Origin of the sequence: Donghicola sp. XS_ASV15 (assembly GCF_041224595.1) — a bacterium.
In the GTDB taxonomy this organism is placed as follows: domain Bacteria; phylum Pseudomonadota; class Alphaproteobacteria; order Rhodobacterales; family Rhodobacteraceae; genus Donghicola.
Genome location: NZ_JBGFGN010000164.1, coordinates 180,834 through 207,536 on the forward strand (window position 1 = coordinate 180,834; position 26,703 = coordinate 207,536).

The 26,703-nt window shown below is 60.5% G+C and carries 29 protein-coding genes; 16 read left to right on the forward strand and 13 right to left on the reverse strand.

Going from position 1 to position 26,703, the window contains the following annotated elements; translation table 11 throughout:
- Window positions 1-137: 137 nt before the first annotated feature.
- Complete coding sequence (gene prpE / locus AB9K37_RS19180) at window positions 138-2,030, forward strand: propionate-CoA ligase PrpE (protein WP_369841926.1); 1,893 nt, start codon at window positions 138-140, stop codon at window positions 2,028-2,030.
- A gap of 76 nt (window positions 2,031-2,106) precedes the next feature.
- Here the strand turns inward: prpE and AB9K37_RS19185 are convergent, their stop codons facing one another.
- Window positions 2,107-2,868 carry an NAD kinase gene (locus tag AB9K37_RS19185; RefSeq protein WP_369841928.1) on the reverse strand — a complete coding sequence of 254 codons (762 nt, stop codon included), beginning with the start codon at window positions 2,866-2,868 and terminating at the stop codon, window positions 2,107-2,109.
- A 164-nt stretch (window positions 2,869-3,032) separates the two neighbouring features.
- On the opposite strand from AB9K37_RS19185, the gene glyA reads away from it, so the two are divergent.
- Window positions 3,033-4,328: a serine hydroxymethyltransferase gene (gene glyA / locus AB9K37_RS19190; protein ID WP_369841930.1), complete on the forward strand. Its 1,296-nt coding sequence runs from the start codon at window positions 3,033-3,035 to the stop codon at window positions 4,326-4,328.
- 132 nt (window positions 4,329-4,460) lie between these two features.
- Here glyA and hrpB read toward each other — a convergent pair whose 3' ends face one another.
- Complete coding sequence (hrpB, locus tag AB9K37_RS19195) at window positions 4,461-6,896, reverse strand: ATP-dependent helicase HrpB (protein ID WP_369842050.1); 2,436 nt, start codon at window positions 6,894-6,896, stop codon at window positions 4,461-4,463.
- A gap of 97 nt (window positions 6,897-6,993) precedes the next feature.
- Between hrpB and meaB the strand changes: the two genes are divergently transcribed.
- From meaB to AB9K37_RS19215, 4 genes are all read left to right on the forward strand, one after another.
- On the forward strand, window positions 6,994-7,980 hold the full coding sequence (gene meaB / locus AB9K37_RS19200; RefSeq protein WP_369841932.1) for a methylmalonyl Co-A mutase-associated GTPase MeaB: 987 nt from the start codon (window positions 6,994-6,996) through the stop codon (window positions 7,978-7,980).
- Window positions 7,981-8,118: 138 nt separating this feature from the next.
- Window positions 8,119-8,409, forward strand: coding sequence for a 50S ribosomal protein L28 (gene rpmB, locus AB9K37_RS19205; RefSeq protein ID WP_369841934.1), 291 nt, complete (start codon window positions 8,119-8,121; stop codon window positions 8,407-8,409).
- Between the two features lie 105 nt (window positions 8,410-8,514).
- Complete coding sequence (locus tag AB9K37_RS19210) at window positions 8,515-8,862, forward strand: hypothetical protein (protein WP_369841937.1); 348 nt, start codon at window positions 8,515-8,517, stop codon at window positions 8,860-8,862.
- Window positions 8,863-8,910: 48 nt separating this feature from the next.
- Window positions 8,911-9,420: a copper chaperone PCu(A)C gene (locus AB9K37_RS19215; RefSeq protein ID WP_369841940.1), complete on the forward strand. Its 510-nt coding sequence runs from the start codon at window positions 8,911-8,913 to the stop codon at window positions 9,418-9,420.
- Between the two features lie 52 nt (window positions 9,421-9,472).
- On the opposite strand, the gene AB9K37_RS19220 is transcribed toward AB9K37_RS19215, so the two are convergent.
- On the reverse strand, window positions 9,473-10,171 hold the full coding sequence (locus AB9K37_RS19220) for an NAD-dependent deacylase (RefSeq protein WP_369841943.1): 699 nt from the start codon (window positions 10,169-10,171) through the stop codon (window positions 9,473-9,475).
- A 54-nt stretch (window positions 10,172-10,225) separates the two neighbouring features.
- Between AB9K37_RS19220 and AB9K37_RS19225 the strand changes: the two genes are divergently transcribed.
- The gene (locus AB9K37_RS19225; protein ID WP_369841946.1) at window positions 10,226-10,678 is read left to right on the forward strand and encodes a low molecular weight protein-tyrosine-phosphatase; all 453 of its coding nucleotides are present in this window, start codon (window positions 10,226-10,228) and stop codon (window positions 10,676-10,678) included.
- Here AB9K37_RS19225 and AB9K37_RS19230 read toward each other — a convergent pair.
- On the reverse strand, window positions 10,666-10,980 hold the full coding sequence (locus AB9K37_RS19230) for a hypothetical protein (protein ID WP_072705103.1): 315 nt from the start codon (window positions 10,978-10,980) through the stop codon (window positions 10,666-10,668). The two genes, AB9K37_RS19225 and AB9K37_RS19230, sit on opposite strands and share 13 nt — an antisense overlap.
- Before the next feature lie 306 nt (window positions 10,981-11,286).
- Between AB9K37_RS19230 and lepA the strand changes: the two genes are divergently transcribed.
- The 3 genes from lepA to AB9K37_RS19245 all read left to right on the forward strand — a co-directional run bounded on the left by lepA (window position 11,287) and on the right by AB9K37_RS19245 (window position 14,043).
- Entirely contained in the window at window positions 11,287-13,086 is a 1,800-nt protein-coding gene (lepA, locus tag AB9K37_RS19235; RefSeq protein ID WP_369841950.1) for a translation elongation factor 4, read from the forward strand.
- A 185-nt stretch (window positions 13,087-13,271) separates the two neighbouring features.
- On the forward strand, window positions 13,272-13,781 hold the full coding sequence (locus AB9K37_RS19240; protein WP_369841953.1) for an alkylphosphonate utilization protein: 510 nt from the start codon (window positions 13,272-13,274) through the stop codon (window positions 13,779-13,781).
- A 76-nt stretch (window positions 13,782-13,857) separates the two neighbouring features.
- Window positions 13,858-14,043, forward strand: a complete 186-nt coding sequence (locus tag AB9K37_RS19245; protein ID WP_369841956.1) for a CTP synthetase — start codon at window positions 13,858-13,860, stop codon at window positions 14,041-14,043.
- Here AB9K37_RS19245 and AB9K37_RS19250 read toward each other — a convergent pair.
- Window positions 14,028-14,804 (reverse strand): alpha/beta fold hydrolase, encoded by a 777-nt coding sequence (locus AB9K37_RS19250; protein ID WP_369841959.1) that lies wholly within the window; start codon window positions 14,802-14,804, stop codon window positions 14,028-14,030. The two genes, AB9K37_RS19245 and AB9K37_RS19250, sit on opposite strands and share 16 nt — an antisense overlap.
- A 91-nt stretch (window positions 14,805-14,895) precedes the next feature.
- On the opposite strand from AB9K37_RS19250, the gene AB9K37_RS19255 reads away from it, so the two are divergent.
- Window positions 14,896-15,264: a hypothetical protein gene (locus tag AB9K37_RS19255; RefSeq protein WP_369841962.1), complete on the forward strand. Its 369-nt coding sequence runs from the start codon at window positions 14,896-14,898 to the stop codon at window positions 15,262-15,264.
- 57 nt (window positions 15,265-15,321) lie between these two features.
- On the opposite strand, the gene gndA is transcribed toward AB9K37_RS19255, so the two are convergent.
- The 4 genes from gndA to AB9K37_RS19275 all read right to left on the reverse strand — a co-directional run bounded on the left by gndA (window position 15,322) and on the right by AB9K37_RS19275 (window position 20,059).
- The gene (gene gndA / locus AB9K37_RS19260; RefSeq protein ID WP_369841965.1) at window positions 15,322-16,737 is read right to left on the reverse strand and encodes an NADP-dependent phosphogluconate dehydrogenase; all 1,416 of its coding nucleotides are present in this window, start codon (window positions 16,735-16,737) and stop codon (window positions 15,322-15,324) included.
- A gap of 96 nt (window positions 16,738-16,833) precedes the next feature.
- Window positions 16,834-17,760 (reverse strand): ornithine carbamoyltransferase, encoded by a 927-nt coding sequence (gene argF, locus AB9K37_RS19265; RefSeq protein WP_369841968.1) that lies wholly within the window; start codon window positions 17,758-17,760, stop codon window positions 16,834-16,836.
- 91 nt (window positions 17,761-17,851) lie between these two features.
- Complete coding sequence (locus tag AB9K37_RS19270; RefSeq protein ID WP_369841970.1) at window positions 17,852-19,030, reverse strand: aspartate aminotransferase family protein; 1,179 nt, start codon at window positions 19,028-19,030, stop codon at window positions 17,852-17,854.
- 225 nt (window positions 19,031-19,255) lie between these two features.
- Entirely contained in the window at window positions 19,256-20,059 is an 804-nt protein-coding gene (locus AB9K37_RS19275) for an ABC transporter permease (RefSeq protein ID WP_369841973.1), read from the reverse strand.
- Between the two features lie 125 nt (window positions 20,060-20,184).
- Here AB9K37_RS19275 and AB9K37_RS19280 point away from each other — a divergent pair, with 125 nt between their 5' ends.
- From AB9K37_RS19280 to AB9K37_RS19290, 3 genes are all read left to right on the forward strand, one after another.
- Window positions 20,185-20,778 carry a GcrA family cell cycle regulator gene (locus AB9K37_RS19280; RefSeq protein WP_369841976.1) on the forward strand — a complete coding sequence of 198 codons (594 nt, stop codon included), beginning with the start codon at window positions 20,185-20,187 and terminating at the stop codon, window positions 20,776-20,778.
- Between the two features lie 143 nt (window positions 20,779-20,921).
- A complete protein-coding gene (gene rimO, locus AB9K37_RS19285; RefSeq protein ID WP_369841979.1) occupies window positions 20,922-22,298 on the forward strand; it encodes a 30S ribosomal protein S12 methylthiotransferase RimO in 1,377 nt (458 codons plus the stop codon).
- A 332-nt stretch (window positions 22,299-22,630) separates the two neighbouring features.
- Entirely contained in the window at window positions 22,631-23,215 is a 585-nt protein-coding gene (locus tag AB9K37_RS19290; RefSeq protein ID WP_369841982.1) for a hypothetical protein, read from the forward strand.
- Window positions 23,216-23,263: 48 nt separating this feature from the next.
- On the opposite strand, the gene AB9K37_RS19295 is transcribed toward AB9K37_RS19290, so the two are convergent.
- From AB9K37_RS19295 to AB9K37_RS19305, 3 genes are all read right to left on the reverse strand, one after another.
- Window positions 23,264-23,620: a YigZ family protein gene (locus AB9K37_RS19295; protein WP_369841985.1), complete on the reverse strand. Its 357-nt coding sequence runs from the start codon at window positions 23,618-23,620 to the stop codon at window positions 23,264-23,266.
- 32 nt (window positions 23,621-23,652) lie between these two features.
- Window positions 23,653-23,907: a DUF6455 family protein gene (locus tag AB9K37_RS19300; protein ID WP_369841988.1), complete on the reverse strand. Its 255-nt coding sequence runs from the start codon at window positions 23,905-23,907 to the stop codon at window positions 23,653-23,655.
- A 69-nt stretch (window positions 23,908-23,976) separates the two neighbouring features.
- Window positions 23,977-24,567 (reverse strand): M48 family metalloprotease, encoded by a 591-nt coding sequence (locus AB9K37_RS19305; protein ID WP_369841991.1) that lies wholly within the window; start codon window positions 24,565-24,567, stop codon window positions 23,977-23,979.
- 420 nt (window positions 24,568-24,987) lie between these two features.
- Between AB9K37_RS19305 and AB9K37_RS19310 the strand changes: the two genes are divergently transcribed.
- Complete coding sequence (locus tag AB9K37_RS19310; RefSeq protein WP_072705059.1) at window positions 24,988-25,227, forward strand: hypothetical protein; 240 nt, start codon at window positions 24,988-24,990, stop codon at window positions 25,225-25,227.
- Here AB9K37_RS19310 and AB9K37_RS19315 read toward each other — a convergent pair whose 3' ends face one another.
- A complete protein-coding gene (locus AB9K37_RS19315) occupies window positions 25,228-25,482 on the reverse strand; it encodes a DUF167 domain-containing protein (protein ID WP_369841995.1) in 255 nt (84 codons plus the stop codon).
- Between the two features lie 65 nt (window positions 25,483-25,547).
- On the opposite strand from AB9K37_RS19315, the gene AB9K37_RS19320 reads away from it, so the two are divergent.
- Window positions 25,548-26,660, forward strand: a complete 1,113-nt coding sequence (locus AB9K37_RS19320; protein ID WP_369841998.1) for a class II histone deacetylase — start codon at window positions 25,548-25,550, stop codon at window positions 26,658-26,660.
- The last annotated feature ends 43 nt before the right edge of the window (window positions 26,661-26,703 follow it).

Below are 26,703 nucleotides of genomic sequence, written 5' to 3' on the forward strand. Positions count from 1 at the left end.
GAAAAGGGTTTGCAAACCACACGATGCTGCACCTGCGGCATTTTGCAAATTCGGCCCTATGTTGACGGTAACGCGCTTGCCCAAACGCCCCTCGGTGCCCTAGCACTTTGACGGAGGAGAATTTGGAGGAGCACGGCATGGGCTATCAGGATATTTACAAGAGCTGGAAGGACGACCCCGAGGGGTTCTGGATGGCTCAGGCCGAGGCGATTGACTGGGATGAAAAGCCCACCAAAGCTTTGCATGATGACAATGCGCCCCTGTACGAATGGTTCGCAGACGCCAAGGTGAACACCTGCTGGAACGCTGTGGACCGTCACGTCGAGGCAGGCCGCGGCAACCAGACCGCCATCATCTACGACAGCCCCGTCACCCACACCAAGCGCGAGATCAGCTATTTCGAGTTGCGCAACCGCGTGGCCAGCCTTGCCGGTGCTCTGCGCGCCAAGGGTGTCGAAAAGGGCGACCGCGTCATCATCTACATGCCCATGATCCCCGAGGCGCTTGAAGCGATGCTGGCTTGCGCCCGTATCGGCGCTGTGCATTCGGTCGTGTTCGGCGGCTTTGCAGCGAACGAACTGGCCGTACGCATCGACGACGCGACCCCCAAGGCGATCCTCGCCGCCTCCTGCGGGATCGAGCCCGGCCGCGTGGTTCACTACAAGCCCCTGCTGGACGGCGCGATTGAACTGGCGCAGCACAAGCCCGACTTCTGCGTGATTTTCCAGCGCGAACAGGAAGTCGCCCATCTGGAAGAGGGCCGCGACTACAACTGGCACGGCTTCCAATACGGCGTTGAGCCTGCGGAATGCGTTCCGGTCGAGGGCAACCACCCCGCCTATATCCTTTATACGTCGGGCACCACCGGCCAGCCCAAGGGCGTCATGCGCCCCACCGCGGGTCATCTGGTCGCGCTGAACTGGACGATGAAGAACATCTACAACGTCGAACCCGGCGAAGTCTTCTGGGCTGCGTCGGACGTGGGTTGGGTCGTGGGCCACAGCTATATCTGCTATGGCCCCCTGATCACCGGCAACACCACCATCGTTTTCGAGGGCAAGCCTATCGGCACCCCCGATGCGGGCACCTTCTGGCGCATTATCGACGAGCATAAGGTCAAATCCTTCTTTACCGCGCCGACCGCCTTCCGCGCTGTGCGCCGCGAAGACCCGACCGGCGAGTTCATCAAGAAGTACGACCTGAGCGGTCTGCGTGCGGTCTATCTGGCGGGCGAACGTGCGGACCCCGCGACCATCGAATGGGCGCAGGAAAAGCTGAACGTGCCGATCATTGACCATTGGTGGCAGACAGAAACCGGTTGGGCGATCGCAGCGAACCCGCTGGGGATCGAAGAACTGCCTGTGAAACTCGGCAGCCCCTCGGTGCCGATGCCCGGCTACGATGTGCAAATTCTGGACGAGGCTGGTCATCCGGTCGAGGCAGGCACCCTTGGCGCGATCGCGATCAAGCTACCTCTGCCCCCCGGTACCCTGCCGAACCTGTGGAACGCCGAAGAGCGTTTCAAGAAGAGCTACCTGAACACCTTCCCCGGCTACTACGAAACCGGCGACGCGGGCATGAAGGACGAGGACGGCTACCTCTATATCATGGCGCGCACCGATGACGTGATCAACGTCGCGGGCCACCGTCTGTCCACCGGCGGCATGGAAGAGGTTCTGGCCTCCCACCCCGATGTGGCCGAATGCGCGGTGATCGGCGTGGCGGACGAACTGAAGGGCCAGCTGCCCCTTGGCTTCCTGTGTCTAAATTCCGGCTGCGACCGCGACCACGCCGATGTGGTCAAGGAATGCGTCAAGCTGGTCCGTGACAAGATCGGCCCCGTGGCGGCCTTCAAACTGGCTGTCGTCGTGGACCGCCTGCCCAAGACCCGCTCGGGCAAAATCCTGCGCGGCACCATGGTCAAGATCGCAGATGGCGAAGACTTCAAGATGCCCGCAACAATCGACGATCCGGCCATTCTGGACGAAATCGCGACGGCGCTGAAGACGCTTGGATATCCGGCGGCATAACGAAACGCGGCCTGCCCCACGGGCGGGCCACCCCAACGCAAAAGGCGGCGCTTCACCCGAGCGCCGCCTTTTCACGTCAGACGAATTGTTCGCGGATCAGCCGTTCCTCTAGGCCATGGCCCGGATCGAATAGGATCTTGTGTTTGATGTGGGTGGCGATCTGGATCTCGACCGAGGCGACATTGGTCACAGACGCTGAATCCGCATCTGCCATCACAGGCCGCTTGCCCGAATCAATCACGTCAAATCGCACGACGGCCTTCTTCGGCAAGAGCGCCCCGCGCCACCGTCTGGGACGAAACGGCGCAATCGCGGTCAGCGCCAAAACGTCCGCTCCAATGGGCAGGATCGGTCCATGCGCCGAATAGTTGTACGCAGTCGAGCCCGCGGGCGTGGCAACTAGCGCGCCATCACAGACCAGCTCTTTCATGCGCAAACGGCCATCGATGGTGATTCGCAATTTGGCGGCCTGCGGCCCATTCCGGATCAAAGAGACTTCGTTGATCGCCAGCGCCTCGTGCACCTCGCCATCAACGGTCACAGCCTTCATAGATAGGGGATTGATGATCTCTTCTTCGGCGCGCGCCAGACGGCCGGGCAAATCCGCCTCGGAATATTCGTTCATCAGAAAGCCGACCGTGCCGCGGTTCATCCCGTAGACTGGCGCGGGCAAATCCTGTGTGGCATGAAGTGTTTGCAGCATAAAACCATCACCGCCCAAGGCGACAATGACATCTGCCTCTTCTACAGGAACCTCGCCATAGCGACGCACCAAGGCCTCCCGGGCAGACTGCGCGATGGGGGCGTTGCTGGCAGAAAAGGCGATGCGGATCGACATAACAGAGTCCCGGTGCTGAGCGTTGCTCCGAAGCAATCACAACTTGCACCGAAGTACCAGCATTGCCGCGGCCAAGATGCACTAGGTCGTTTTACGATCTTTGCCTTTGTGACAGTTTCCTATAGGTACTGCGCCAATCGTACCCCTTGGCTATGGAGGCACCCATGAACGCCCCTCACCGTGACAATGGCTTTTTCACTGAATCGCTGGAATCCCGCGACGCTGACCTGTTCGGCGCGATCCGTCAGGAACTGGGTCGCCAGCGCGACGAGATCGAACTGATCGCGTCCGAGAACATCGTATCGGCTGCTGTGCTCGAAGCACAGGGTTCGGTCATGACCAACAAGTACGCCGAAGGCTACCCGGGTCGCCGTTACTACGGTGGCTGCCAGTATGTCGACATCGCCGAGAACCTGGCGATCGACCGCGCCAAGCAGCTGTTCGGCTGTGAGTTTGCCAACGTCCAGCCCAACTCGGGCTCGCAGGCAAACCAAGGTGTCTTCCAAGCGCTGATCAAACCCGGCGACACCATTCTGGGCATGAGCCTTGATGCGGGTGGTCACCTGACCCACGGCGCCAAGCCGAACCAGTCGGGCAAGTGGTTCAACGCGGTTCAGTACGGCGTGACCCGTCAGACCCTCGACGTGGACTACGATCAGATCCAGGAACTGGCAAACGAGCACAAGCCCGCTCTGATCGTGGCTGGCGGCTCGGCGATCCCCCGTCAGCTGGACTTCGCGAAGTTCCGTGGAATCGCAGACAGCGTTGGCGCCTACCTGATGGCGGACATCGCGCACTTTGCGGGTCTGGTGGCTGCGGGCGAATACCCCAACCCCTTCCCCCACGTGCACGTTGCGACCACCACCACCCACAAGACCCTGCGCGGCCCCCGTGGCGGCATGATCCTGACCAACGACGAAGCCATCGCGAAAAAGGTGAACTCGGCGATCTTCCCGGGTATTCAGGGCGGCCCCCTGATGCACGTGATCGCGGCCAAAGCGGTTGCGTTCGGCGAGGCGCTGCGCCCCGACTTCAAAGACTACCAGAAGCAGGTCATCAAGAACGCTCAGGCGCTGGCAAACGAGCTGCACAAGGGCGGCGTGGACACCGTGACCCACGGCACCGACACTCACCTGATGCTGGTCGACTTGCGCCCCAAAGGCGTAAAGGGCAACGCGACCGAGGCCGCTCTGGGCCGTGCACACATCACCTGCAACAAGAACGGCGTTCCGTTTGACGACGAAAAGCCCACCATCACAAGCGGCATCCGTCTGGGCTCGCCCGCCGGCACCACCCGTGGTTTCGGTGAGGAAGAGTTCCGTCAGATCGGCAAATGGATCATCGAAGTCGTCGACGGTCTGGCCGCAAACGGTGAAGACGGCAATGCAGACATCGAAGCCAAGGTCCGGGGCGAAGTTGCAGAGCTCTGCGCACGCTTCCCGATGTACCCGAACCTCTAATCCGACGGAGCGCGGGCAAGCCCGCGCGCAGGCTTAGTTTTCAGGCCGCCCTTCGGGGCGGCCTTTGCTTTGAGTATTTAAATGCAAAAAGAAGCGAGCCTTCATGTCTTCTTTTTGCGATAAATACTCAAATTACGACCGTGGTTTCGCGCGCAGAGTTGGATCAGCCTCGCGCGGATCTTCAGGCCACGGATGTTTCGGATAGCGCCCTCGCATGTCTTTACGGACATCCTGGTAAGAAGAATCCCAAAAACCGGGGATATCCATCGTGGTTTGGACTGGCCTCCGTGCTGGAGAGAGCAGCGTCACGCGTAAAGGCTGCCCTGCCACGGTTGGGTGCGTGGTTTGACCGAACATCTCTTGCAGTCGCAATTCGATCTCGGGGTGCTCTCCGCTATAGTCGATCGGGATTTGCCGTCCGAGGGGCGTGGTAAAATGCGCTGGCGTCTTTTGATCCAGCGCCTGCATTTGACCATAGTCGAGGCGTGCACGGAGCGCGGGAAGCATGTCAAAGTTCTTCCACGCCGCGGATGTTTTCACGCCGGTGAGATAAGGGAGCAACCACTCTTCAGCCTCGGCCAAGAGATCGGCATCCTCCATTGAGGGCAGGCTCTGGTCCTGCGGGCGGGCGAGTTCCACGCGGGCGGCGAAACGGCGGGCAGCGTCTGTCCATGGCAGCGGCAGTTGGCGCACGCCGCCCAGCATCGCTTGGGCAACGAGGTCCGGATCGGGATCCTGCCAGATACGGTCGTCTAGCGCGATCGCGCCAAGGCGTTCCTGCTTACGGGCGATCACGCGGGCCTCGCGCGGGGACCATTCGCAGATGTCTTGCCACGCGATGCGGTCCTTGAACAGGGCACGCAGGTCTGATTGGCGGATTTCGATGGCTTGGCGGATACGGGCTTCGCGGCGGTCTCCGTCCACGTCGGTGATGACGAGGAAGGGCGCGTTGGCGGACGGGTCGGTTTCATCTAGGACCGCGCCGTTGCCGCCGGACATCAGGTAACGCGGGGCTGTGCCTTTGCGGCGGGCACCAATGCGGTCAGGATAGGCCAGTGCCGCCATCTCGGGCAGGCTGAGGCCACGAGCTTCGGGAGCGTCTTTGGACAGGCGCTTGGCCTCTTGTTTGATGCGCTCCAGCGTCGGGCGGTGGGGCTGATAATTTCGCTCTTCCATGAACCGGCGCGTGTCGCGGACGGCCTCGACGCGCAGGGACAGGTCCACCGGGGCGCCGCGCAGGGGGTCTCGGTCCGCCAGCAGCGCGGCCAAGGGGGCGGCGTCGCGTCCTGCGACCGTCAGCATGTGGGCAAGGCGCGGGTGCAGCGGCAGGCGGGTGATTTTCTGGCCATGCTCCGTGATCCGCCCGTTGTCATCCAAAGCACCCAGCATTTTCAGCAGCGCGGTCGCTTCGGCATAGGAGCCCGCGTTGGGCTGGGTCAGCAGGGGCAGATCGGCGGGGTCCGCGCCCCATTGGGCCAGCTCCAACACCAGCCCCGAAAGATCAGCGCTCTCGATTTCGGCAGGGGGGAAGGGTTGCAGTCCTCCCTCTTCGCCGCGCGTCCAGAGGCGGTAGCACGTGCCCTCGGCCACGCGACCCGCACGGCCCGCGCGCTGGGTGGCTTCGGCTTTGGTGACGCGCTCGGTCACGAGACGGGACATGCCAGAGGCTGGATCGAAGCGCGACCGGCGGGCGCGGCCGGCGTCGACCACCACACGGATGTCTTGGATCGTCAGTGAGGTTTCAGCGATGGACGTGGCCAGCACAATCTTGCGGCCCGACGTGGCTGGCTGGATCGCGGCGCGTTGGGCGGCAAAGTCCATGGCCCCGAAAAGGGGACGCACGACGCAGCCATCTGGCAGGCGGCCATTCAACAGCCCCTCGACGCGGCGGATCTCTCCTTCGCCGGGCAGGAAGACCAGAACGCCCCCTTCGGTTTCTTTGACAGCTTGAACGACCAGATCGGCAGTGGCCTCGGGGATGCGGGCTTTGGGGCCAAGGGGACGGTCCAGCCAGCGGGTTTCCACCGGATAGCTGCGCCCTTCGGAGGTGATCATGGGCGCGTCCATAAGGGCCGCTACGGGTGCGGCGTCCAAGGTCGCGGACATAGCCACCAGCATCAGGTCATCGCGCAGGGCGCCCGCGACTTCCAAACATAAAGCCAGCCCCAGATCGGCGTTCAGCGACCGTTCGTGGAATTCGTCAAAGATCACCGCGCCCACGCCTGCCAGTTCGGGGTCGTGCTGAATGCGGCGGGTCAGGATGCCTTCGGTCACGACCTCTATTCGGGTGGATTTGGACACCTTTGATTCGCCGCGCACTCGGTAACCCACGGTTTGGCCCACAGGTTCACCCAAGGTCTCGGCCATCCGCTCGGCAGCGGCGCGGGCGGCCAAGCGGCGCGGCTCCAGCATCACGACGCGCCCGTCCGTCAGGCCCGCCTGCATCATCGCCAGCGGCACGACGGTCGTCTTGCCCGCGCCGGGGGGCGCTTGCAGCACGGCGCGTCCGCGCGAACGCAGGGCTTGGATCAGGTCATCGAGGGCGGCGTGAATGGGCAATTCGGTCATATAGTTCTTATGACGCAGGTGTTTGCGCCCGTCCACGGGTGGACAGCGCCCTGCCCACTTGGCACAAACGCCAGCGATACGGAGGAAGGGTTTGGCAATGAACATCACCGACATGGGCGATCGCATTCTGGCAGGGGACCGGCGCGCTTTGGCACGGGCCATCACGCTGGTGGAAAGCGGTCGGGCCGACCACCGCGAACAGGCGACCGAACTGCTGGAATACCTTCGCCCTTGCGGTCGTCAGGGCCTGCGGATCGGCCTGTCGGGGACGCCTGGGGTGGGCAAATCGACGTTCATTGAAAGCTTCGGAATGATGCTGACCGCCTTGGGTCTGCGCGTTGCGGTTCTGGCGGTGGACCCCAGCTCGGCCCGCTCTGGCGGCTCCATTCTGGGGGACAAGACACGAATGGAGCGGCTGAGCCGCGATCCCATGGCCTTTATCCGCCCCTCTCCCAGCCAATCGCATCTTGGCGGAGTGGCCCGCCGCACGCGCGAGGCGGTGGCGTTGTGTGAGGCCAGCGGCTTTGACATCATCCTGATCGAGACCGTAGGCGTCGGCCAGTCCGAGACTGTGGTGGCCGAGATGTCCGACCTGTTCATCCTGCTGATGGCCCCTGCAGGCGGCGACGAACTTCAGGGCGTCAAACGCGGGATTATGGAGATTGCTGACATTATCTTGGTGAACAAGGCCGACGGCGATCTGAAGCCCGTCGCGACCCGCACCCAAGCGGACTACGCCGGTGCCCTGCGCCTGCTGCGAAAGCGCCCGCAAGACCCCGAGGGCTTCCCCAAGGCGATGTGCGTCTCCGCGCTTGAGGAAAACGGCCTGCAAACCGCGTGGGACGAGATGCAGACTCTGTCCGGTTGGCGCCGCGAACAGGGCTTCTTTGACCAGCGCCGCGCGGATCAGGCGCGCTACTGGTTCGAAGAAGAGGTCCGCCAAACCCTGCTCGCGCAGTTGACGGCCCCCGGCCCCTTGCGCGATAAAATGCAGGCCCTTGGGACAGAGGTCGCGGCAGGCGAGACGACGCCAAGCCTTGCAGCGCAAGAAATGTTGAAAACATTGGGCCTAAGTGACGGGTGAATCGCTTGACGTTCCCCTGAATCTCACCTACACGACCGCGATACGGATTCCAGGGGCGTAGGTTTTTGCGCCCCTTTGATATTCGAGGGCGCAGTGGCGCCCAGCCACTGACATCGAGATCGAAACGAGGAAAGTAACATGTCGCGCCGCTGCGAACTGACCGGTAAAGGCCCCATGACTGGCAACAATGTCAGCCACGCAAACAACAAAACCCGCCGTCGTTACCTGCCCAACCTGAACGACGTGACCCTGCAGTCTGAGACTCTGGGTCGTGGCGTGAAGCTACGCATTTCGGCTGCTGCTCTGCGGAGCGTCGACCACCGCGGTGGTCTGGACGCGTTCCTGGCAAAAGCAAAAGACACCGAGCTGTCGTCGACCGCTCTGAAGGTGAAAAAAGAGATCGCAAAAGCACAGGCAGCAACCGCCTAATCCGCTTTTGAGCACTCGACAAAAAAGACCCTGCGGCCATTGGCGCAGGGTCTTTTTTTATGCCCCGCCTTGTGGCCGGTTCGCGGCCTGCGTAAATCTTTGGCGATGAGAAAACTCGGCCTCCATATCTTCAGCCTGCTGCTGGCCTGTCTTATGGCGTTCACTGCCGTGCACATGGGCTATATCCGCGGGCAGGCCCCCGCCGTGGGGCAGATGGAGCTATGTACGGGCACAGGCCCTGTGACCATCGGTGTCGACGCCGACGGCAAGCCCGCGAGCCTGCACTACTGCCCGGACTGCGCGCTGACCCTGCTGGCGGCAGTCGCTGTGTGGCAACCAGAGACCCACACGTCTTATCATCACAGCATAGCCTATTTCCCTGTCGAAACGTGGACCGCCCACAGCGCAGCCGCCCCGTTGGCCTGCGCCCGTGGACCGCCTGTTCTGGCCTGATCCCAACCTCAGACCAAAACAACCCATTCTCGAACAAGGAAAATCCTTATGACTTTCGCACTCAAGGCGATTGCCGCTCTGTCTGTCTGCGCCCTGCCCCTGTGCGCCGGCGCTGAAATCGCTATCAAAGATGCCTATGCGCGCTCGGCTTCGCCTGTCGCCAAATCCGGCGCAGCGTTCTTTGTAATCGAAAACACGGGCACCGAAGACGACCAGTTGATCGACGCACGCTCGGACGCAGCGAAAAAGATTGAGCTGCACACCCATATCGACGCGGGCAACGGCGTCATGCAGATGCGCGAAGTCGAAGACGGCTTCCCCGTGCCTGCAGGTGGGTCTCACGCGCTGGCACGCGGCGGCGATCACGTCATGTTCATGGGCCTGAACGCGCCCTTCGAACAGGGAAACATGCTGAACGTCACGCTGGTCTTTGAAAAGGCTGGCGAGATCGAAGTCCAGATCCCCGTCGACCTGGAACGTCAGGATGCCCACGGCGCCATGCAGCATGGCAAAATGGAGCACGGAAAGATGGACCATGGGAAGATGAATAGCCACTAAGGCTGCTCACCTCATCTGATCCAAGCAGGGCGGCGCCGGAAACGGCCCGCCCTTATCTTCTGACGGATAGCATTTTCTCGACCCACTCGGGCACGATATCGCTGGCCTTGCCGCAATGGCTTTCGGCGAAATCAGACACCACGGCAGAGGGCTCTAGGTTCAGCTCGATCGTGATGGCCCCATGGCGTGCTGCGTCCTGCACGAAGGCGGCAGCCGGATAGACATTCCCGCTGGTTCCGACAGACACGAAGTAATCGCAACTGCGCAGGTGATCCCAGATCTCTTCCATGTCATAGGGCATTTCCCCGAACCAGACGATGTCAGGGCGCGTGGCGACCTCTTTGCATTTGGGGCAGCGGTCGGTGATCTTCATGTTCAGGGGCGCGGGCCAACGGTGGCCACACCCTGCGCACAAAGCCCCCTCAAGGAAGCCATGCATGTGCATCACGTTCTGGCTGCCCGCACGTTCATGCAACCCGTCCACGTTCTGGGTGACGACGGTAACCTCGCCAGTGAACTCTCGCTCCAGCTTGGCCAAGGCATAATGCGCGGCGTTGGGTTCGGCCTCGCGCGCTTGGGCACGACGCATGTTGTAGAAGTTCTGAACCAGCTTGGGATCGCGAGCAAACCCTTCGGGAGTAGCAACGTCCTCGATGCGGTGCGCGGCCCACAAGCCGCCTTCGTCACGGAACGTCCCCAGCCCGCTTTCGGCCGAAATCCCCGCACCCGTCAAAATCACGATCTTTTCCATTGCCCCGCCCTCTGTTAGCCCGTTTTTATTCAACCCTGACAAAGGAACCCCGCCATGACCAGCATCCTCTTCGTCTGCCTTGGAAACATCTGCCGCTCGCCGTCGGCAGAGGGCGTTGTGCGGGCAATGGCTGGGGATTTGGCGCTTACTTTAGACAGCGCGGGGACAGGGCCGTGGCATGTTGGCGAGGCCCCCTACGGTCCCATGCAAATCGCCGCCAATGCGCGCGGCTATGACCTAAGCCACCTGCGCGCCCGCCAGATCACGCGCGGGGATTTCGACCGGTTCGACCTGATCATCACGATGGACAAGAACAACCAGCGCGATGTGCAGGCCATCCGCCCCAATGGAAACACGACGCCGGTGCGCATGCTGTCGGACTACAGCAAAAAGCCCGGCACAGGTGTACCGGACCCCTATTACAGCCGCGATTTCGACGGCACGCTGGATATGATCGAGGATGCTGCGCGTGGCCTAATCGCCACGCTGCGCGATCAGGAGCAGTAAAGCTCTGCGGTTTGGCCGAAACGCTTGTAACGGTCCCAGAATTCCTTGTGGCTGCGGCGGTCAGACATTTTGACCTCCTGCGCCTTGTCCGAATCCTTGAAAAAGTCTGCCGCCTGACGCTGATCCGCGCGGGACAGCGTCTGGTCGGCGACACGGCCGATGCAGCCACAGAGCGAGGCCGAGGCCTGAGGGCGGTCGGATTGGCGGCATGCGCGTTCGACGGGGCCTGCCAGCGTGGCGGTTGCTGTTGCGCTGGCCAGAAGACCGGCGGTGCACAGAAGTGTAACGGTTTTGCGGATCATCACTGCTCGTCCCTAGCTATAAACTGCTATTTGCAAGGAGCATGCCGTAAGCGCCGCTTTCTTTCAACAAACGCTACCCGTTTGCTCCATGGAATTGTTGTCATCGGCATTGATTTGCCGATGAACCCATCCATTCGGACGTCAGATCATGCGCAGAAATGGGCAGCGGGATCGCAACAGCCGTGTGATCTGGCGCGATGAACGAATCTGTTAGGTGTGCTCGGTCGATCAAAAAGCTGCAAAACAGGGGCTCTGGCCCCATCGAGTCGCTTGACCAAACCTATTTTCCACCGCATATCGCCGTGCATGACAGAGCTCTCGAACATCCGCAATTTCTCGATCGTTGCCCACATCGACCACGGTAAATCCACCTTGGCCGACCGGCTGATTCAATTGACTGGCACCGTCGCCGAACGTGACATGAAGGCCCAGCTTCTGGACTCCATGGACATCGAGCGCGAGCGCGGGATCACCATCAAGGCGAACACCGTCCGGATCGACTATCCGGCCAAGGACGGTCAGACCTATGTGCTGAACCTGATCGACACCCCCGGCCACGTGGACTTCTCCTACGAGGTCAGCCGCTCGATGCAGGCGGTCGAGGGATCGCTCTTGGTCGTCGACTCGACCCAAGGCGTCGAGGCGCAGACTCTGGCCAACGTCTACCAGGCGATCGACGCGGACCACGAGATCGTGCCCGTCTTGAACAAGGTCGACCTGCCCGCATCCGATTGCGAACGTGTGGCAGAGCAGATCGAAGACGTGATCGGTATCGACGCGTCGGACTCGGTTCATATCTCGGCCAAGACCGGCGTCGGCATCCCCGACGTGCTCGAAGCCATCGTGACCCGCCTGCCAGCGCCCAAGGGCGACCGCAACGCACCACTCAAGGCGATGCTGGTGGACAGCTACTACGATCCCTACCTCGGTGTTGTGGTCATTATCCGAGTCATCGACGGCGTCATCAAAAAGGGCGACCGGATCAAGATGATGAAAACCGGCGGCCAGTACCCCGTTGAAAAGCTGGGTGTCTTCCGTCCGCAAATGCAAGACATCGCGGAGCTTGGACCGGGCGAGATCGGCTTCCTGACTGCGTCGATCAAACAGGTCCGCGACACCCGCGTCGGTGACACCATCACCACCGAGAAAAAGGGCTGCGAAACCGCCCTGCCCGGCTTCAAACCTTCGATCCCCGTGGTCTTCTGTGGCCTGTTTCCCGTGGACAGCGCCGAGTTCGACGACCTACGCAACGCGATCGAGAAGCTGGCCCTGAACGACGCATCGTTCAGCTACGAGATGGAAAGCTCGGCCGCTCTGGGCTTTGGCTTCCGCTGCGGCTTCCTTGGTCTGTTGCACCTTGAGGTGATCCGCGACCGGATCGAGCGCGAGTACAACATCGAGCTGATCACCACCGCGCCGAGCGTGGTCTACCACATCTACATGCGCGACGGTGAGCTGATCGAGCTGCACAACCCCGCCGACATGCCCGACCCCTCCAAGGTCGAGCGCATCGAAGAGCCGCGCATCAAAGCGACGATCATGGTCCCCGACGAGTACCTTGGCGACGTGCTAAAGCTGTGTCAGGACCGCCGCGGCATCCAAGAAGATCTGACCTACGCCGGCACCCGCGCGATGGCGGTCTATGACCTGCCGCTGAACGAAGTGGTCTTTGACTTCTATGACCGCCTGAAATCGGTGACCAAGGGCTACGCATCGTTTGACTACCAGATGACCGGCTACCGCGAAGACATGCTGGTAAAGATGCAGATTCTGGTCAATGACGAGCCTGTGGACGCGCTGTCGATCATGGTGCACCGCACCCGCGCCGAAATGCGCGGCCGCGCCATGTGCGAGAAGCTCAAAGAGCTGATCCCCCGCCACATGTTCAAGATTCCGATTCAGGCCGCAATCGGTGGCAAGGTGATTGCCCGCGAAACGCTGGCCGCGCTGCGCAAGGACGTCACCGCGAAATGTTACGGTGGTGACGCCACACGTAAGCGGAAGCTGCTGGAAAAGCAAAAAGCCGGTAAGAAAAAGATGCGCCAGTTCGGCCGCGTCGAAATCCCCCAAGAGGCGTTTATCAACGCGCTCAAGATGGACGATTGATTGGAGAGGCGCCTTCGGGCGCCTTTTTCTTTGGGCGGGATTTGGGGGGCGCTGCCCCCGTCCGCGTGCCGCGGACTCCCCCGGAGTATTTGGGCAAAGATGAAAGACGCAGGAGAGATGTATGTTTTCGACCTGCGCCTCTTGGCCTAAGGGAGGGCAACGAGACCCAACCTGAAAGTTTACCGATGCCCTGCGCCCTGTGTTCTGCCGAAACCGCGACCTCTGCCTACGCCGTCACCGGCGGCCCCGAAGGCGCTGCAACCGACATTTGTAATGTCTGTGCGGCTCAGATCGCCGAGACGACCGAGCCTGATCACTGGCGCTGCCTTGGTTCGGCCATGTGGTCCGAGGATGCAGCCACTCAGGTTCTGGCAGTACGTCTGCTAGAGCGTCTGTCCGATCACGACTGGGCCCGCGATCTGAGCGATCAGGTCTGGCTGGATGACGAGCGCCGCGCTTGGGTCGAGAACGAGATCAAGGAAGTCATCCATCGCGACTCAAACGGCGTGCAATTGGCCGCTGGTGACACCGTCGTCCTAATCAAGGATCTGCCCGTCAAAGGTGGCGGATTTACCGCCAAGCGCGGCACCTCTGTCCCCCGCATTTCACTGGTTCAAGACAATGCAGAGCACATTGAGGGTCGCGTCGAAGGCCAGCGGATCGTCATCTTGACCAAGTATGTGAAGAAACGCTGATCCAGATCAAAGATCACATTCCCCACTTGGAATACGAATCCCCTCGGGTGACGCGCAACTGCCCGAGGAGGCCACGATGTTCCGACTAGCCACAACTTTGTTTTCCCTGATCTCCACAACCCTCATGGGCTCGTTCATCGTGGTGGTTCTGGTGATGGGATATGACACCCTTTTGCCTATCCTGATCGCCGCAGCGGTTGGCTTCGTTGTGGCATTGCCGATCAGCTGGTTCGTCGCCAAACAGATTTACGAGAACGCCTGAGCGTCAATCCACGTCCGTACGGCCGCTTCAAACTCGCGCGGCTTCTCGGCGTGGAGCCAGTGGCCCACGCCCGGAATTTTAAAGAACTTGGCCGCAGGGAAATACGCCTTAGTGGCCTCGCGTCCTTCGGTGGTGACATAGTCGCTATTCGCCCCGGCAAGCGACAGGACGGGACCATCATAGGAACGTCCCTCCATCGGTTCGTGGGGCCAGCCGGTGATGCCTGTCATCTCGGCGCCAAGGACGTCTAGGTTGAGCCGCCACCGCTTCTCTTTGATGTCGAGCGATTGAAGAAGGAAGGCGCGCACCCCCTCTTCCGGCACGATGTCAGAGAGCAAGCGATTTGCATCGCCTCGCGTCTCGATCGATGACAGGTCGAGACCGCGCATGGCGTCCACGTACTGGATTTGTGAATGCGCGTAGGTCACCGGTGCAATGTCAGCGACAACCAGCCCTTTGACCAGCTCTGGCCGCGTCAGCGCCAAGGCCATGGCCGCTTTGCCCCCCATCGAATGCCCCAGAACGATAGCCCCGTTCGGCATTTCCGCTTCGATCACCTCTGCTAGATCTTGCGCCATGTCGAGATATCCATGCGCGTCGAACCATGGGCTTTCACCATGGTTGCGCTGATCGACAGCAATCACTCGGCGGCTGTCTGCCATCCTGCGGGAAATCACACCCCAATTCCGTGCGGATCCGTATAGCCCGTGAACGATCATCAATGCAGGATCACCGGCGCCGTAGGTGTCAAAATTCAACATTTTTGTGTAATCTTTCTCTGCTCAATTGCATTCACGTCTCTTCCGCGCCCTGATAAGCCATCTTGCGACCGGATGGCGAGAAGGAAGACCCATGACCCCGAACGAGATCGCCTCCATCGAAACCGAACTTTCGGGGCTGATGCAATCCCGATTGGGGATCAAGGGGGCATCCCTGGAAGCCCAAACCGCACGGGCCGGTCGCAAGCTGCCGCGTAAAATCCGCCGCGCCGCCGATGCGTTTAATCAGACCACGGCTCTGGCCCGTCATCCCAAACTTGCGCTTCAGATCGATGCCAAGACGGCAGAACAGAATGCTAAGATTGTGCGCAAACACCTTTTGAAGCAGGCCGACCCAAACCGCCGGAAAAAGCGCCTTCATCTGATCGCAGACATTTTATTGAAGGTGTTCGCGGTGATCGTTCTGTTGGGTGCCGTGATTTACTGGCGCGGGCTTCTATAAAAAAAGCCGCCCGTTTTCGGGGCGGCTTTTTGATTCGTGCAGGGGAACGCGTTGCGCTTACATCCCGTGGCCGGCCCAGGGACCGTGCAAACCGGTTTCGTCGCTGTCCACGCGCTCGAACCCGTGGGCGCCGAAATAGTCACGCTGCGCTTGGATCAGGTTCGTGGTGCCACGTCCGTGACGCATGGTGTCGATGAACGACAGAGCGCTCGCCAATGCTGGAACGGGCTGGCCCGAAATGGCGGCAGCGGCCACGACACGGCGCAGAGCGGGCAGTCCGCCGGTGACTTTCTGCAGCAGGCCATCTGCCAGATAAAGCTGACCGCTTGGCAGACCTGCGCTGTGGGCGCTGCTGATCTCGTCTAGCAGAACACTGCGGATGATGCAGCCAGCGCGCCAGACCTCGGCGACGCGGGCCATGTCCAAATCCCACTCATAGGTGTCCGATGCGGCCTGAAGGACGCGGAAGCCCTGTGCATAGGCCAGAATACGAGCCGCAAGGAACGCATTCTTTAGATCTTCTGGCTCGACAACGACGGCTTCGGTGCCAGCCGGGACCAGAGCGGCCTCACCTGCATTGCGCACATCTGGCTCTGCCGACCAAGAGCGCGCCGCGACGGCCGCTTCGATGGTGCTGGCGGATTGGCCAAGCTTCAGAGCTTCGATCACGGTCCAACGGCCTGTGCCCTTCTGGCCCGCTTTGTCCGCGATGACATCGACCATGGCCGCGCCACTCTCGGGGTCGGTGGCGGTCAGGACAGCTTCGGTAACTTCGACCAAGTAGGAGCCCAGATCACCTTTGCCCCAATCGCCAAACAGCGCGCCGATCTTTGCTGCGTCCCAGCCAGCGTCCCGCAGCAGGCCATAGACCTCGGCGATCATCTGCATGTCAGCGTATTCGATGCCATTGTGCACGGTTTTCACAAAGTGGCCCGCACCATCGGGGCCCAGATGTGCGGCGCAAGGTGCGCCTTCGAACTTGGCCGAGATCGCTTCGATGATGTCTTTGACGGGCGCATATGCGTCTTCGGTGCCACCAACCATGATGCTGGGACCGTGGCGCGCACCCTCTTCGCCGCCCGACACGCCCATACCAAGGAACTTGAAGCCAGCGGCTTCCATGTCCGCTGTGCGGCGGCGGGTGTCGTGGAAGTCGGAGTTGCCCGCGTCAATCAGCGTGTCGCCCTGCGCCAGCAACGGCTTCAGGTCTTCGATCATTGCGTCGGTGGGGCCGCCTGCGGGGGTCATCAGAATGATGAACCGCGGCTGGGGCAGACGTGCGACCAGATCGGCCAGATCGCCTGCGCCCTCTAGGTTCGAGGCCAGATCACCAGCCTCGGAGATGAATTCGGGAACGCGTGCGTGGGTCCGGTTCTGGACAACGACATGCGCACCTTTTTCCGCCAAGTTCAGCGCCAGTGCGCTGCCCATGGTCCCCAAGCCGATCAAACCGATCTTCTGTGCCTCAGCCATTCATCACTCCTATCAAAACTGGTGTGATATCTAACGGCGTTAGCGCGAACATCAAGCGGTTTTAAGTGAAGATCGCCTGTGCAAACGCGCAGAGGGTCAAAGCCCGAGGCACCAGCGCACGACAGCTTTCTGCGCATGCAGACGGTTTTCCGCCTCGTCGAAAATCACGCTTTTGGGGCCATCCATCACGCTGCTGGTCACTTCCTCGCCGCGGTGTGCGGGTAGGCAGTGCATAAACAGTGCGTCGTCCTTGGCGGCCGCCATGAGATCGTCATTCACCTGATAGGGGCGCAACAAATTGTGCCGCCGTTCCTTGGTCGATTGGCTATCGTGCATGGACACCCATGTGTCTGTGACAACCAGATCCGCACCTTCGACCGCCTTGAACGGATCACGTTCAATCGACACCTGCACGCCTTTGGAGCGGGCATAGCCGATGAACTCTGCCTCGGGGTCCAGCTTTTCGGGGCCGGTAAAGGTGAAGTCGAAACCGAACTGACCCGCCGCGTGCAAGAAGGATGCGCAGACGTTGTTGCCGTCGCCGGACCATACCACTTTTTTGCCCGCGATATCACCCCGGTGCTCTTGGTAGGTCAGAAGGTCCGCCATGATCTGGCAGGGGTGCGTGCGGTCGGTCAGGCCGTTGATCACGGGCACGTCCGAGTACTCTGCCAGTTCTAGCAGAACCGATTCGTCAAAGGTCCGAATCATGATCGCATCGACATAGCGCGACAGCACCCGCGCGGTGTCCGCGATGGTTTCCCCGTGGCCTAGCTGCATATCCTTGCCCGACAGAAGCATCGTCTGACCACCCATCTGACGAATCCCGACGTCAAAGCTAACGCGGGTGCGGGTCGAAGGCTTTTCAAAGATCAGAGCGACCATACGGCCTTCCAGCGCATTGTCCGCGTCCAGGCGACCTTTGGGCTGGCCCGCGCGGTCCGCTTTCATACGCGCCGCGAGGTCGATCATATTATGAAGGTCGGCTTGATCCGTTTTGTGGATATCGAGGAAATGGTTCATGTCGGTGTCTTTCTTTGGGGCCGGGGTCCGGGGGGCGCTTCCCCCGTCCGCGTGCCGCGGACTCCCCCGGAGTATTTTCACAAAGATGAAGTCAGCAAGGTTGCAGTTCGGTTGCGACCTTCTCAAAGCGGTTGAGGGCTTCGGTAATGTCTTCGTCGGGGATGTTCAGGGCAGGCAGCAGGCGCACAACATTGTCACCTGCGGGCACGGTCAGCAGGCCCGCGTCATAGGCGGCTTTGACCACCTCGACGTTGGTAACCTTGCATTTGATGCCCAGCATGAGACCAAGGCCGCGGACGGACTCGAACACATCGGGGAAGCGCGCAACGAGGGATTCCAGTCCCTGCCGCAGCAGTCCTGCCTTGCGGTTCACCTCGTCGAGGAATGCGGGATCGCTGACGATTTCCATGACCTTGTTGCCCACAGCGCACCCGAGGGGGTTGCCGCCGTAGGTCGAGCCATGGGTGCCTGCGGTCATGCCGCTGGCGGCGTCTTCGGTTGCGAGGACAGCGCCAAGGGGGAAGCCGCCGCCGATGCCTTTGGCGACCATCATGATGTCAGGGCTTACGCCGGCCCATTCGTAGGCAAAGAGTTTGCCGGTCCGCGAGACGCCGCATTGCACTTCGTCCAGCATCATCAGGGCGCCGGTTTCATCGCACAGCGCGCGGATGCCCTTGAGACAGACATCGGGCAGCGGACGAATGCCGCCCTCGCCCTGCACAGGCTCAATCAGGATGCCGGCCACATCGGGCTGGTTCATAGCCTCTTTGATCGCGTCATGATCGCCGAAAGGCAGATGGCGGAAGCCGGGCAGCAAGGGCGCGAAGCCTTTGGTCATCTTCTCGCTGCCAGCGGCGGCGATACCGGCCGAGGAGCGGCCATGGAAGCTGCCGTCGAAAGTTATGATCACATGCCGCTCCGGCTGGCCTTTGTCGTGCCAGTACTTGCGCGCCATCTTGACCGCCAACTCGCAGCTTTCGGTGCCAGAGTTGGTAAAGAACACGGTATCGGCAAAGGTGGCATCGACCAGCTTGTCCGCCAGCTGTTGCTGCTGCGGGATTTGGTAGAGGTTCGACACATGCCACAGGTTCTGGGCTTGGGAGGTCAGCGCCTCGGTCAGGGCGGGGTTGGCGTGGCCAAGGGCGTTTACCGCGATCCCCGCACCGAGGTCGAGAAAACGTCGGCCGTCAGCCTCGATCAACCAGCTGCCTTCGCCTTTGACGAAGGATAGCGGAGCACGATTGTAAGTGGGCAGAACCGAAGGGATCATGGCATTCTTCCTTGTGGATGAAGGCTTTGGTGGCCTGAGAGGCCGCTCAAGTCAACGATTACGGGTATTTTGTAAAAAGAAGCGTGCGAAAAAAGCACAAGATGACAGCTGTCGTTACGCGAAAAAGGCGCGTCGACGTCGCAGGGCTGTTGCAGCACGAGTGATCGTTTGGGTCATCATGCCCTGCGCATAGCGTGGCGCAGGGCAAAAATAAAGAAGATTCGCTTAGGCCTTGAGGCGGTAGCCTGTGCGGAACATCCACCATGCCAGCATGTTTACCGCGATCGCCGCGATCAGGCCGAAGCAGAAACCAAAGACCGGATTACTATCCGACACCCCAAGGACGGACCAGCGCACTCCGTCGATGAAGTAGAAAATCGGATTAAGGTGGGTGATCTGGTAGAGGCCGACGGGCATCGCCTCGACCGAGTAGAAGGTGCCCGACAGGAAGGCGAGCGGCGTGACGACGAAGTTTGTGATCGCAGCAATTTGATCAAACTTCCGCGCGTAGACCGCTGCGACCATACCCAAACCGCCCATGAAGGCCGAGCCCACGATGATAAATGCCAGCGCGACGAACGGGTGCTTAAGGCCCGTGCCAAGGAACAAGAGAATCGCTAGGGCGATGACAACCGCCACCAGCACGCCGCGCACGATGCCGCCCGCCAGATATCCGAGCACCATTTCACCCGCCGAGAGGGGCGGCATCAGGGTGTCGACGATGTTTCCTTGGACTTTTGCACTGACAATCGAGGATGATACATTCGCAAAGGCGTTCTGGATCACGGTCATCATCAGGATGCCCGGAGCGATGAAGTTCACAAAGGGAACGCCCATGACGTCGCCGCGGGTTGGGCCGATTGCAATCGCGAAAATCGTTAGAAATAGGCCTGCGGTGACAATCGGTGCAGCCAGCGTCTGGTTCCAGACAGCCAGAAAGCGGCGACATTCGCGTTCGGCCAGCGTCATCAGGCCCAGCCAGTTCACGCGTCCGAAGCGTCTTTCGCCCATATCGTTCATGTGTGACATCGTCCGAATTCCCTAGAATGCTTTGCGTGCCTTGTAACGCGCCACGGGATGATTAGAATAGGGCCTCGACCAAATTCTATAAGGCAGTCCCCCTCCGGACGCCTGTGACCATCAAGGAAAGCTGTATGTCCTGGACCGACGAACGCGTTGAGCTTCTGAAAAAGATGTGGGGCGAAGGCCAATCGGCAAGCCAGATAGCCAAGGAGCTTGGTGGCGTGACCCGTAACGCGGTGATCGGCAAAGTGCACCGTCTGGGTCTGTCGAACCGCAACGCAGGTGCCTCTGCCGCGTCGGCGCCCGCCGCGGCTGCAGAGCCCAAACCCGCGCCCAAGCCCAAAGCTGAAGCCAAGCCCAAACCCGCGCCCAAGCCCGAGCCAGCCCCTGCGGCCGCCGCGCCTGCGCCCGAGCCGCGCCCTGTGCCGGTGACCACCCCTGCCCGCAAAGCGATCATTCCTGCCGGCCAGCCGTTGCCCCCGCAGCCCTCGGCCAACGAGATTCCCGCCGAGGCTCTGGCCAAAGTGAGCGAAGTCGAGAAGAAGGCGAAGAAGCTGTCGCTGATGGAACTGACCGAACGGACCTGCAAGTGGCCTGTGGGCGATCCGGCGACACCGGACTTCTGGTTCTGTGGCCTGCCTGTCCAGCAAGGCAAGCCCTATTGCGAGGCCCATGTTGGCGTGGCGTTCCAGCCCGTGAACAACAAGCGGGACCGTCGCCGCTGATCATCACGCGTCGGTGCCCCTTGGGCGGCGGCGTGTTAGTGAGTATTTAGAGCAAAAAGAAGCAGGGGGCTGGATCAGGCCCCTTTCGTCGTTTTTGGTTGCAAGGTGGTCATGCCTTGTGGCCGCTAGCCGGTGGACCAACCATGAGCCAGAACCCCCCGACCCTGCGACCCGACATTGCCCCCCGCGCGCAGATCCGCGACGAGGCCCGTCCCGGCCAGCCCACCATCGGCATGGTGTCCCTAGGCTGTCCCAAGGCGCTAGTGGACAGCGAACGTATCCTGACCCGCTTGCGGGCCGAAGGCTATGCCATCAGCCCCGACTATTCGGGCGCCGATGCGGTGATTGTGAACACCTGCGGGTTCTTGGATTCGGCCAAGGCGGAGTCGTTGGAGGCGATTGGCGAGGCGTTGAACGAAAACGGCCGTGTGATCGTGACTGGCTGTCTGGGGGCAGAGCCTGAATACATCACCGGCCATCACCCCAAGGTTCTGGCCGTCACCGGCCCCCACCAGTACGAGCAGGTGCTGGATGCAGTCCATGGGGCCGTGCCCCCCAGCCCCGATCCGTTCATCGACCTACTGCCTGCCAGCGGCGTCAGCCTGACCCCGCGCCACTATAGCTACCTCAAGATTTCCGAGGGCTGTAACCACAAATGCAAATTCTGCATCATCCCCGACATGCGCGGTCGCCTGGTCAGCCGCCCTGCCCACGCCATCGTCCGCGAGGCGGAAAAGCTGGTCGAGAATGGCGTTAAAGAGCTGCTGGTGATCAGCCAAGACACCAGCGCCTATGGCGTGGACATCAAGCATGCCGAGGACCGCGGTCACCGCGCCCACATCACCGATCTGGCGCGCGATCTGGGGTCGCTCGGCGCCTGGGTGCGTTTGCACTACGTCTACCCCTACCCCCATGTGCGCAACCTGATCCCACTGATGGCAGAGGGGTTGATCCTGCCCTATCTAGATATCCCCTTCCAGCACGCGCATCCCGACACGCTCAAGCGGATGGCGCGCCCCGCCGCTGCCGCCAAAACGTTGGACGAAATCAACGCATGGCGCGACGTGTGCCCCGACATTACTCTGCGCTCCACCTTTATCGTTGGCTACCCCGGCGAGACCGAAGAAGAGTTCCAGACTCTGCTCGATTGGTTAGACGAATCGCAATTGGATCGCGTCGGATGCTTCCAATACGAAAACGTTGACGGGGCGCGTTCCAATGAATTGCCGGACCACGTTCCGGACGACATCAAACAAGATCGCTGGGAACGCTTCATGCAGAAATCCCAAGCAATTTCAGAGGCCAAGCTCGAAGCAAAAGTCGGCAAAACCCTAGAAGTGATTGTTGACGATATCGATGAAGATGGCATCGCGACCTGCCGCACATGGGCAGATGCTCCTGAAATCGATGGCAACCTGTTTATCGACGAAGGCGCAGGAGGCCTGTCGGTTGGTGACATCGTAAAAGTCGACGTAGACGAGGCAGGGGAGTATGACCTCTGGGGAAAAATATCGGCCTGATAGGCACTTACACTACCCGATGATTCCGAGAAAAGCGGCGCTTTGGCGCTGCTTTTTACTTGAAACCGTTAGTTTTTCTGCATTTGAGACTTACGCGGCACTGTTTCCCCATAAGAGACAAACAAAACTACAATTTGCCTCCTCACTTTGCCTCAAAACAGTGGGATTTTTTCCTTTTATTTCAGCCATATGACATTTCAAGGAAAACCCCCTAATCGGAAATAAGCTAAAAAACCCTAAATCATTAAAATTCCATGAAGACGCGTCAAAAAATAATGGCACAATAGATTGGTCCTGAAATGCACGGGGCGTTCCAATTTGAGGATTTAATTATGCTAAAGTTTCTGAGTGCAGCTGGAATTTGCCTGCTTCTGGCCACCGGCGCGCAGGCGACGACTGTGGATTTTGAAGGTCCATACGGCTCGACCGGTACCTTCGATGATGGCGGCGGGAACGGGTCTTTCAAAGACAAGACCTCAACCATGCCCGCCTTCGACTTTTACTACAAATTGGTTGGGTCAAACTCGAGAAGCGGTTCGGGAGTTCTGACTTCGCTCACTTTCACTGGGTTCGAAGGAATTGTGAACTTTGCCACCACTTGGCTCTACAACAGCTATGACCGGACTCCGAACTGGGACCCGTTCGGACTAATTTTGAATGGAACTGACATCCAACTGACCGACAACTCTGGCGGCTTGGATCAGGTTGGCTCGTATCAATTCACTGTATCGCCCAGCGACACATTCTCGTTTTATATCGATGCAGTCGATGACAAGGCCGGCAAAGCCAAAGCACTTATCTTTGGTCAAAGCGACCTCGCCCCCATCCCGCTTCCTGCTGCGCTGCCCATGGCGGCTGCTGGCCTGATGCTGCTGGGTGGCATGGCGTCCCGCCGCAAAAAGCGCACGCTGGCGTAAATTGCGCCCCAAGCGTGTGCTCTGGCGATCCGGCCCCCACCGGATCGCCTATGCTCTGAACTGATCAATCCACGCTCTGACGCAGGTTTGCACGTGGCGAAACCGGTCACCGCCCAAGTGTTTGCCGCCGTACCAGCGCGTCACCACGACGACCGTATCCCGGACATCATCGCGCTCTAGCATCCGCAGGATCACCATGCCTGCGCCGCTCTCGCCATCGTCGTTTTTCAGAGGTTCACCTTCGGACGGCAAAAGCGCCCACGTGTTGTGGGTCGCCTTTGCGTACTTCTTGTTGCGCTTTAACTCCTTGAGCAGCGCATCCGCTTCGGCTTTGGTCCGAGCGGGACCGCCAGAGACCGCGTATTTCGACCCGCGGTCCGTCACGACATTTTCCAGTTGTTCCATGGCCCTGCCTTAGCAGGCAAAGCGCATGAACCCTAGCCCTTCATCAACTCAAAGGCCTGAGCGTTCCGGCAATAGGTCGGAGCGACGTCCGACCCAGCCGCATTGGCAGCCAGCCAGTCCGCACAATCACAGGGGCTGGTGCAGCCCGTACACTTGTGCACCATCTGGCGCAGGTCTTCGCCGTCCAGTTCTCCGCGTTGCATTTGCTCTAGCAGATCCACACCTAGCGTATCCGCCATGTGGGCAACCAATTTTGCGTGGTGGTCGTAGCGTTCGGAAACAGACATCTCTCAGGCCTCCAGTCTATGGGTTGGCCTGAGTGCATCATTAGTTGCACCCTACTACGTTGATACAGATCAATACCCGAGTTCGTCGGCGGCTTCTCGCACAACCTGCAGGCGTTGGGCATTTGGCGGATGAGAGCCAAGGAACCTGTCGCCCGGATCAGGAATGCGGGTAAAGAATTGCGCCCCACGGATCGGGTTATACCCCGCTTCGACCGTGATCAGGGTTCCCAGCCGGTCAGCCTCAAGCTCATAGCGTTTCGCGTAGTAGCGCGACCCCACTAAAGCACCAAGATTGACGGCGTCTTCAAGGGCTTCGTCCTGCAAACCGCTGGCACTGGCTAGGTTGCCAAAGATCACAGCCCCCGCCTTTGCGCCCTCGGTGCTCTTCTTGATGTGGCCAAGCAGATGGTGTGACGCCTCGTGCCCCAAGACGAAGGCCAGTTCATCCTCGTTCCGTGCATCTGCGATCAGGGCGACGGTGAAAATAATGATGGGGCGCCCCCACCGATCCTGCGTCTGATAGGCGTTTGCCGGCGCGTCCGGGTTCGGATCAACCATGATATTGAAATCACAGAGCAGCCGCTCGGTCTCTTCGCGGCAGATTGATTCGGCCACCGGTTCGACACGATCGACCACGCGCACAAAGCGGTTCGCGATCATGTCAGCGCGCGCCGAGATCTCCGGGCTTACGGAGGAAACGCCCGTATTTCTTGGGGGCGTTTGGTCAATGGGAACAGCGCATCCGGCCAACACAGCCAGCGCAGCAAGCAAAACAAGGTGTCTCATGTTATAGGAAGAATGCGCCCAACGCCCGTGTATTTCCAGCGCCTTTCGACTTACCGATACTTTTGAAACACTTGGTCAATGTACCAAAAATTAATGAAGAATTCATCTTTACAGCAAATAGTTGCATCCCCGCCGCAGGCAAGCCCCACTACATTAACGCAAAAGCAGAATTTCTACATTCTGCCAGAGGGTTAGGCATATCCGCCCAATGGAACAGCGAAGTGTGAACATACTTCGTTCATCAAAATGTCATGCAGGACTTGAAAGCAGCCAGAGGCGCGGTAGCATTGCAGCATGTTTTCGATTGAGCACGAGTTTGACGCGACTGTTGTAACCTTGGTCGACGAGGGCCCCTCCCCCTTGGCCGAGGACGTAACCATCAACGCCTTCGAGGATTGCGTCACACTAGAACAATATGACCAGCGAACCGATCAGGTGATGAAAGTCACCTTTAGCCTAAGCCAACTGCGCGACCTTGGTGCCGCGCTCGACCTACCCGAAGGGGTCTATACGTTGCGCCGGGCCGAGGCCTGATCACAGGACGCGAAACACCTTGTCGCGGCTGGTATGCCCCCTTACCAGCTCCAGTCGCGACTTCGGTACGCCAACCGCTTTGGAGAGCAACTTCACCACAGCGGCATTCGCCTTGCCGTCTTCTGGCACGGTGGTCACATAGATTCGCAGCACTCCATCCTCGGATTTGATCGCGTTGCGGGATGCCTTGGGCGTCACACGCACAGGGATTTCGGTGCCTACTTGGGCCAGATGGGTTAGGTCGAGATCAGCCATATTTGCCCTCTAGCACTCTGCAGCGCCCCCGCCTAGTCTGACCGAAATTTTCAGGGGTTAGACCGATGGCGACAGGATTTTTCTGGGACGAAGCATGTTTCTGGCACGGGGGCGGGCACTATGCGTTTACCCATCCGGTCGGCGGCTGGGTACAACCTCTTGTCGCCGGTGGTCTGCCCGAAGCACCCGAAACCAAGCGCCGCCTGAAAAACCTGATCGACCGGTCTGGCCTGTCCAAAGAGCTACGGATGTCCGGTGCCGATCCGGTCACATGGTCCGACATGCGGCAAGTCCACCCCGAACATTTTCTGCAGGAATTCAAACGCCTGTCCGATAGCGGCGGCGGTGAACTCGGCGATCAGGCCCCGTTTGGTCCCGGCGGATTTGAAATCTGCGCCCAAAGCGCGGGACTCGTCAAAGGGGCGCTGTTCTCGGTCCTCACCGGCCAGACCGCGAATGCCTACGCCCTGTCCCGCCCACCGGGCCACCACGCTCTGCCCGATCACCCCAACGGGTTCTGCATCCTTGCCAACGTCGCCATCGCCGCGGAATGCGCCATGGCCGAAGGGTTGGCGGGCCGCGTTGCCATCATCGACTGGGACGTGCACCACGGCAACGGAACCGAGGCGATCTTTTACGACCGCCCCGATGTCCTGACCATCAGCCTGCATCAGGACCGCAACTACCCCGAGGATACCGGCGCCTATACCGATCGCGGCGCGGGTCCGGGCGAAGGGTTCAACATCAACATCCCCCTGCCCCCCGGCACCGGCCACCACGGCTATCTCTATGCGTTCGAGCAGATCGTCCGCCCCGCGCTGGACGACTTCCGCCCCGACGTGATCATCGTCGCCTGCGGGTTTGATGCGGCCATCGTCGACCCCTTGTCCCGTATGATGTGCACCGCCGAGACCTATCGCCAGATGACCCGCAGCCTGATGGAAGCCGCCGAAGAGCATTGCGAAGGCCGCCTCGTGATGGCACACGAGGGGGGCTACTCGGAATTTTACGTCCCCTTCTGCGGCCACGCGGTCCTAGAGGAGATGTCAGGCAGCACAATCACCGTTCCCGACCCCTTGGGCGAAACCTATGACGCGCGCCAGCCCGGCCCCCGTCATGACGCCATGGTCGAGGCGGAAATCAACGATATCGCCGCGCATGTGCTGCCTCAGGGTTGAACTGCTGCGCGACCTTGCCGACATAGGCCCTGACAAGTTTAGG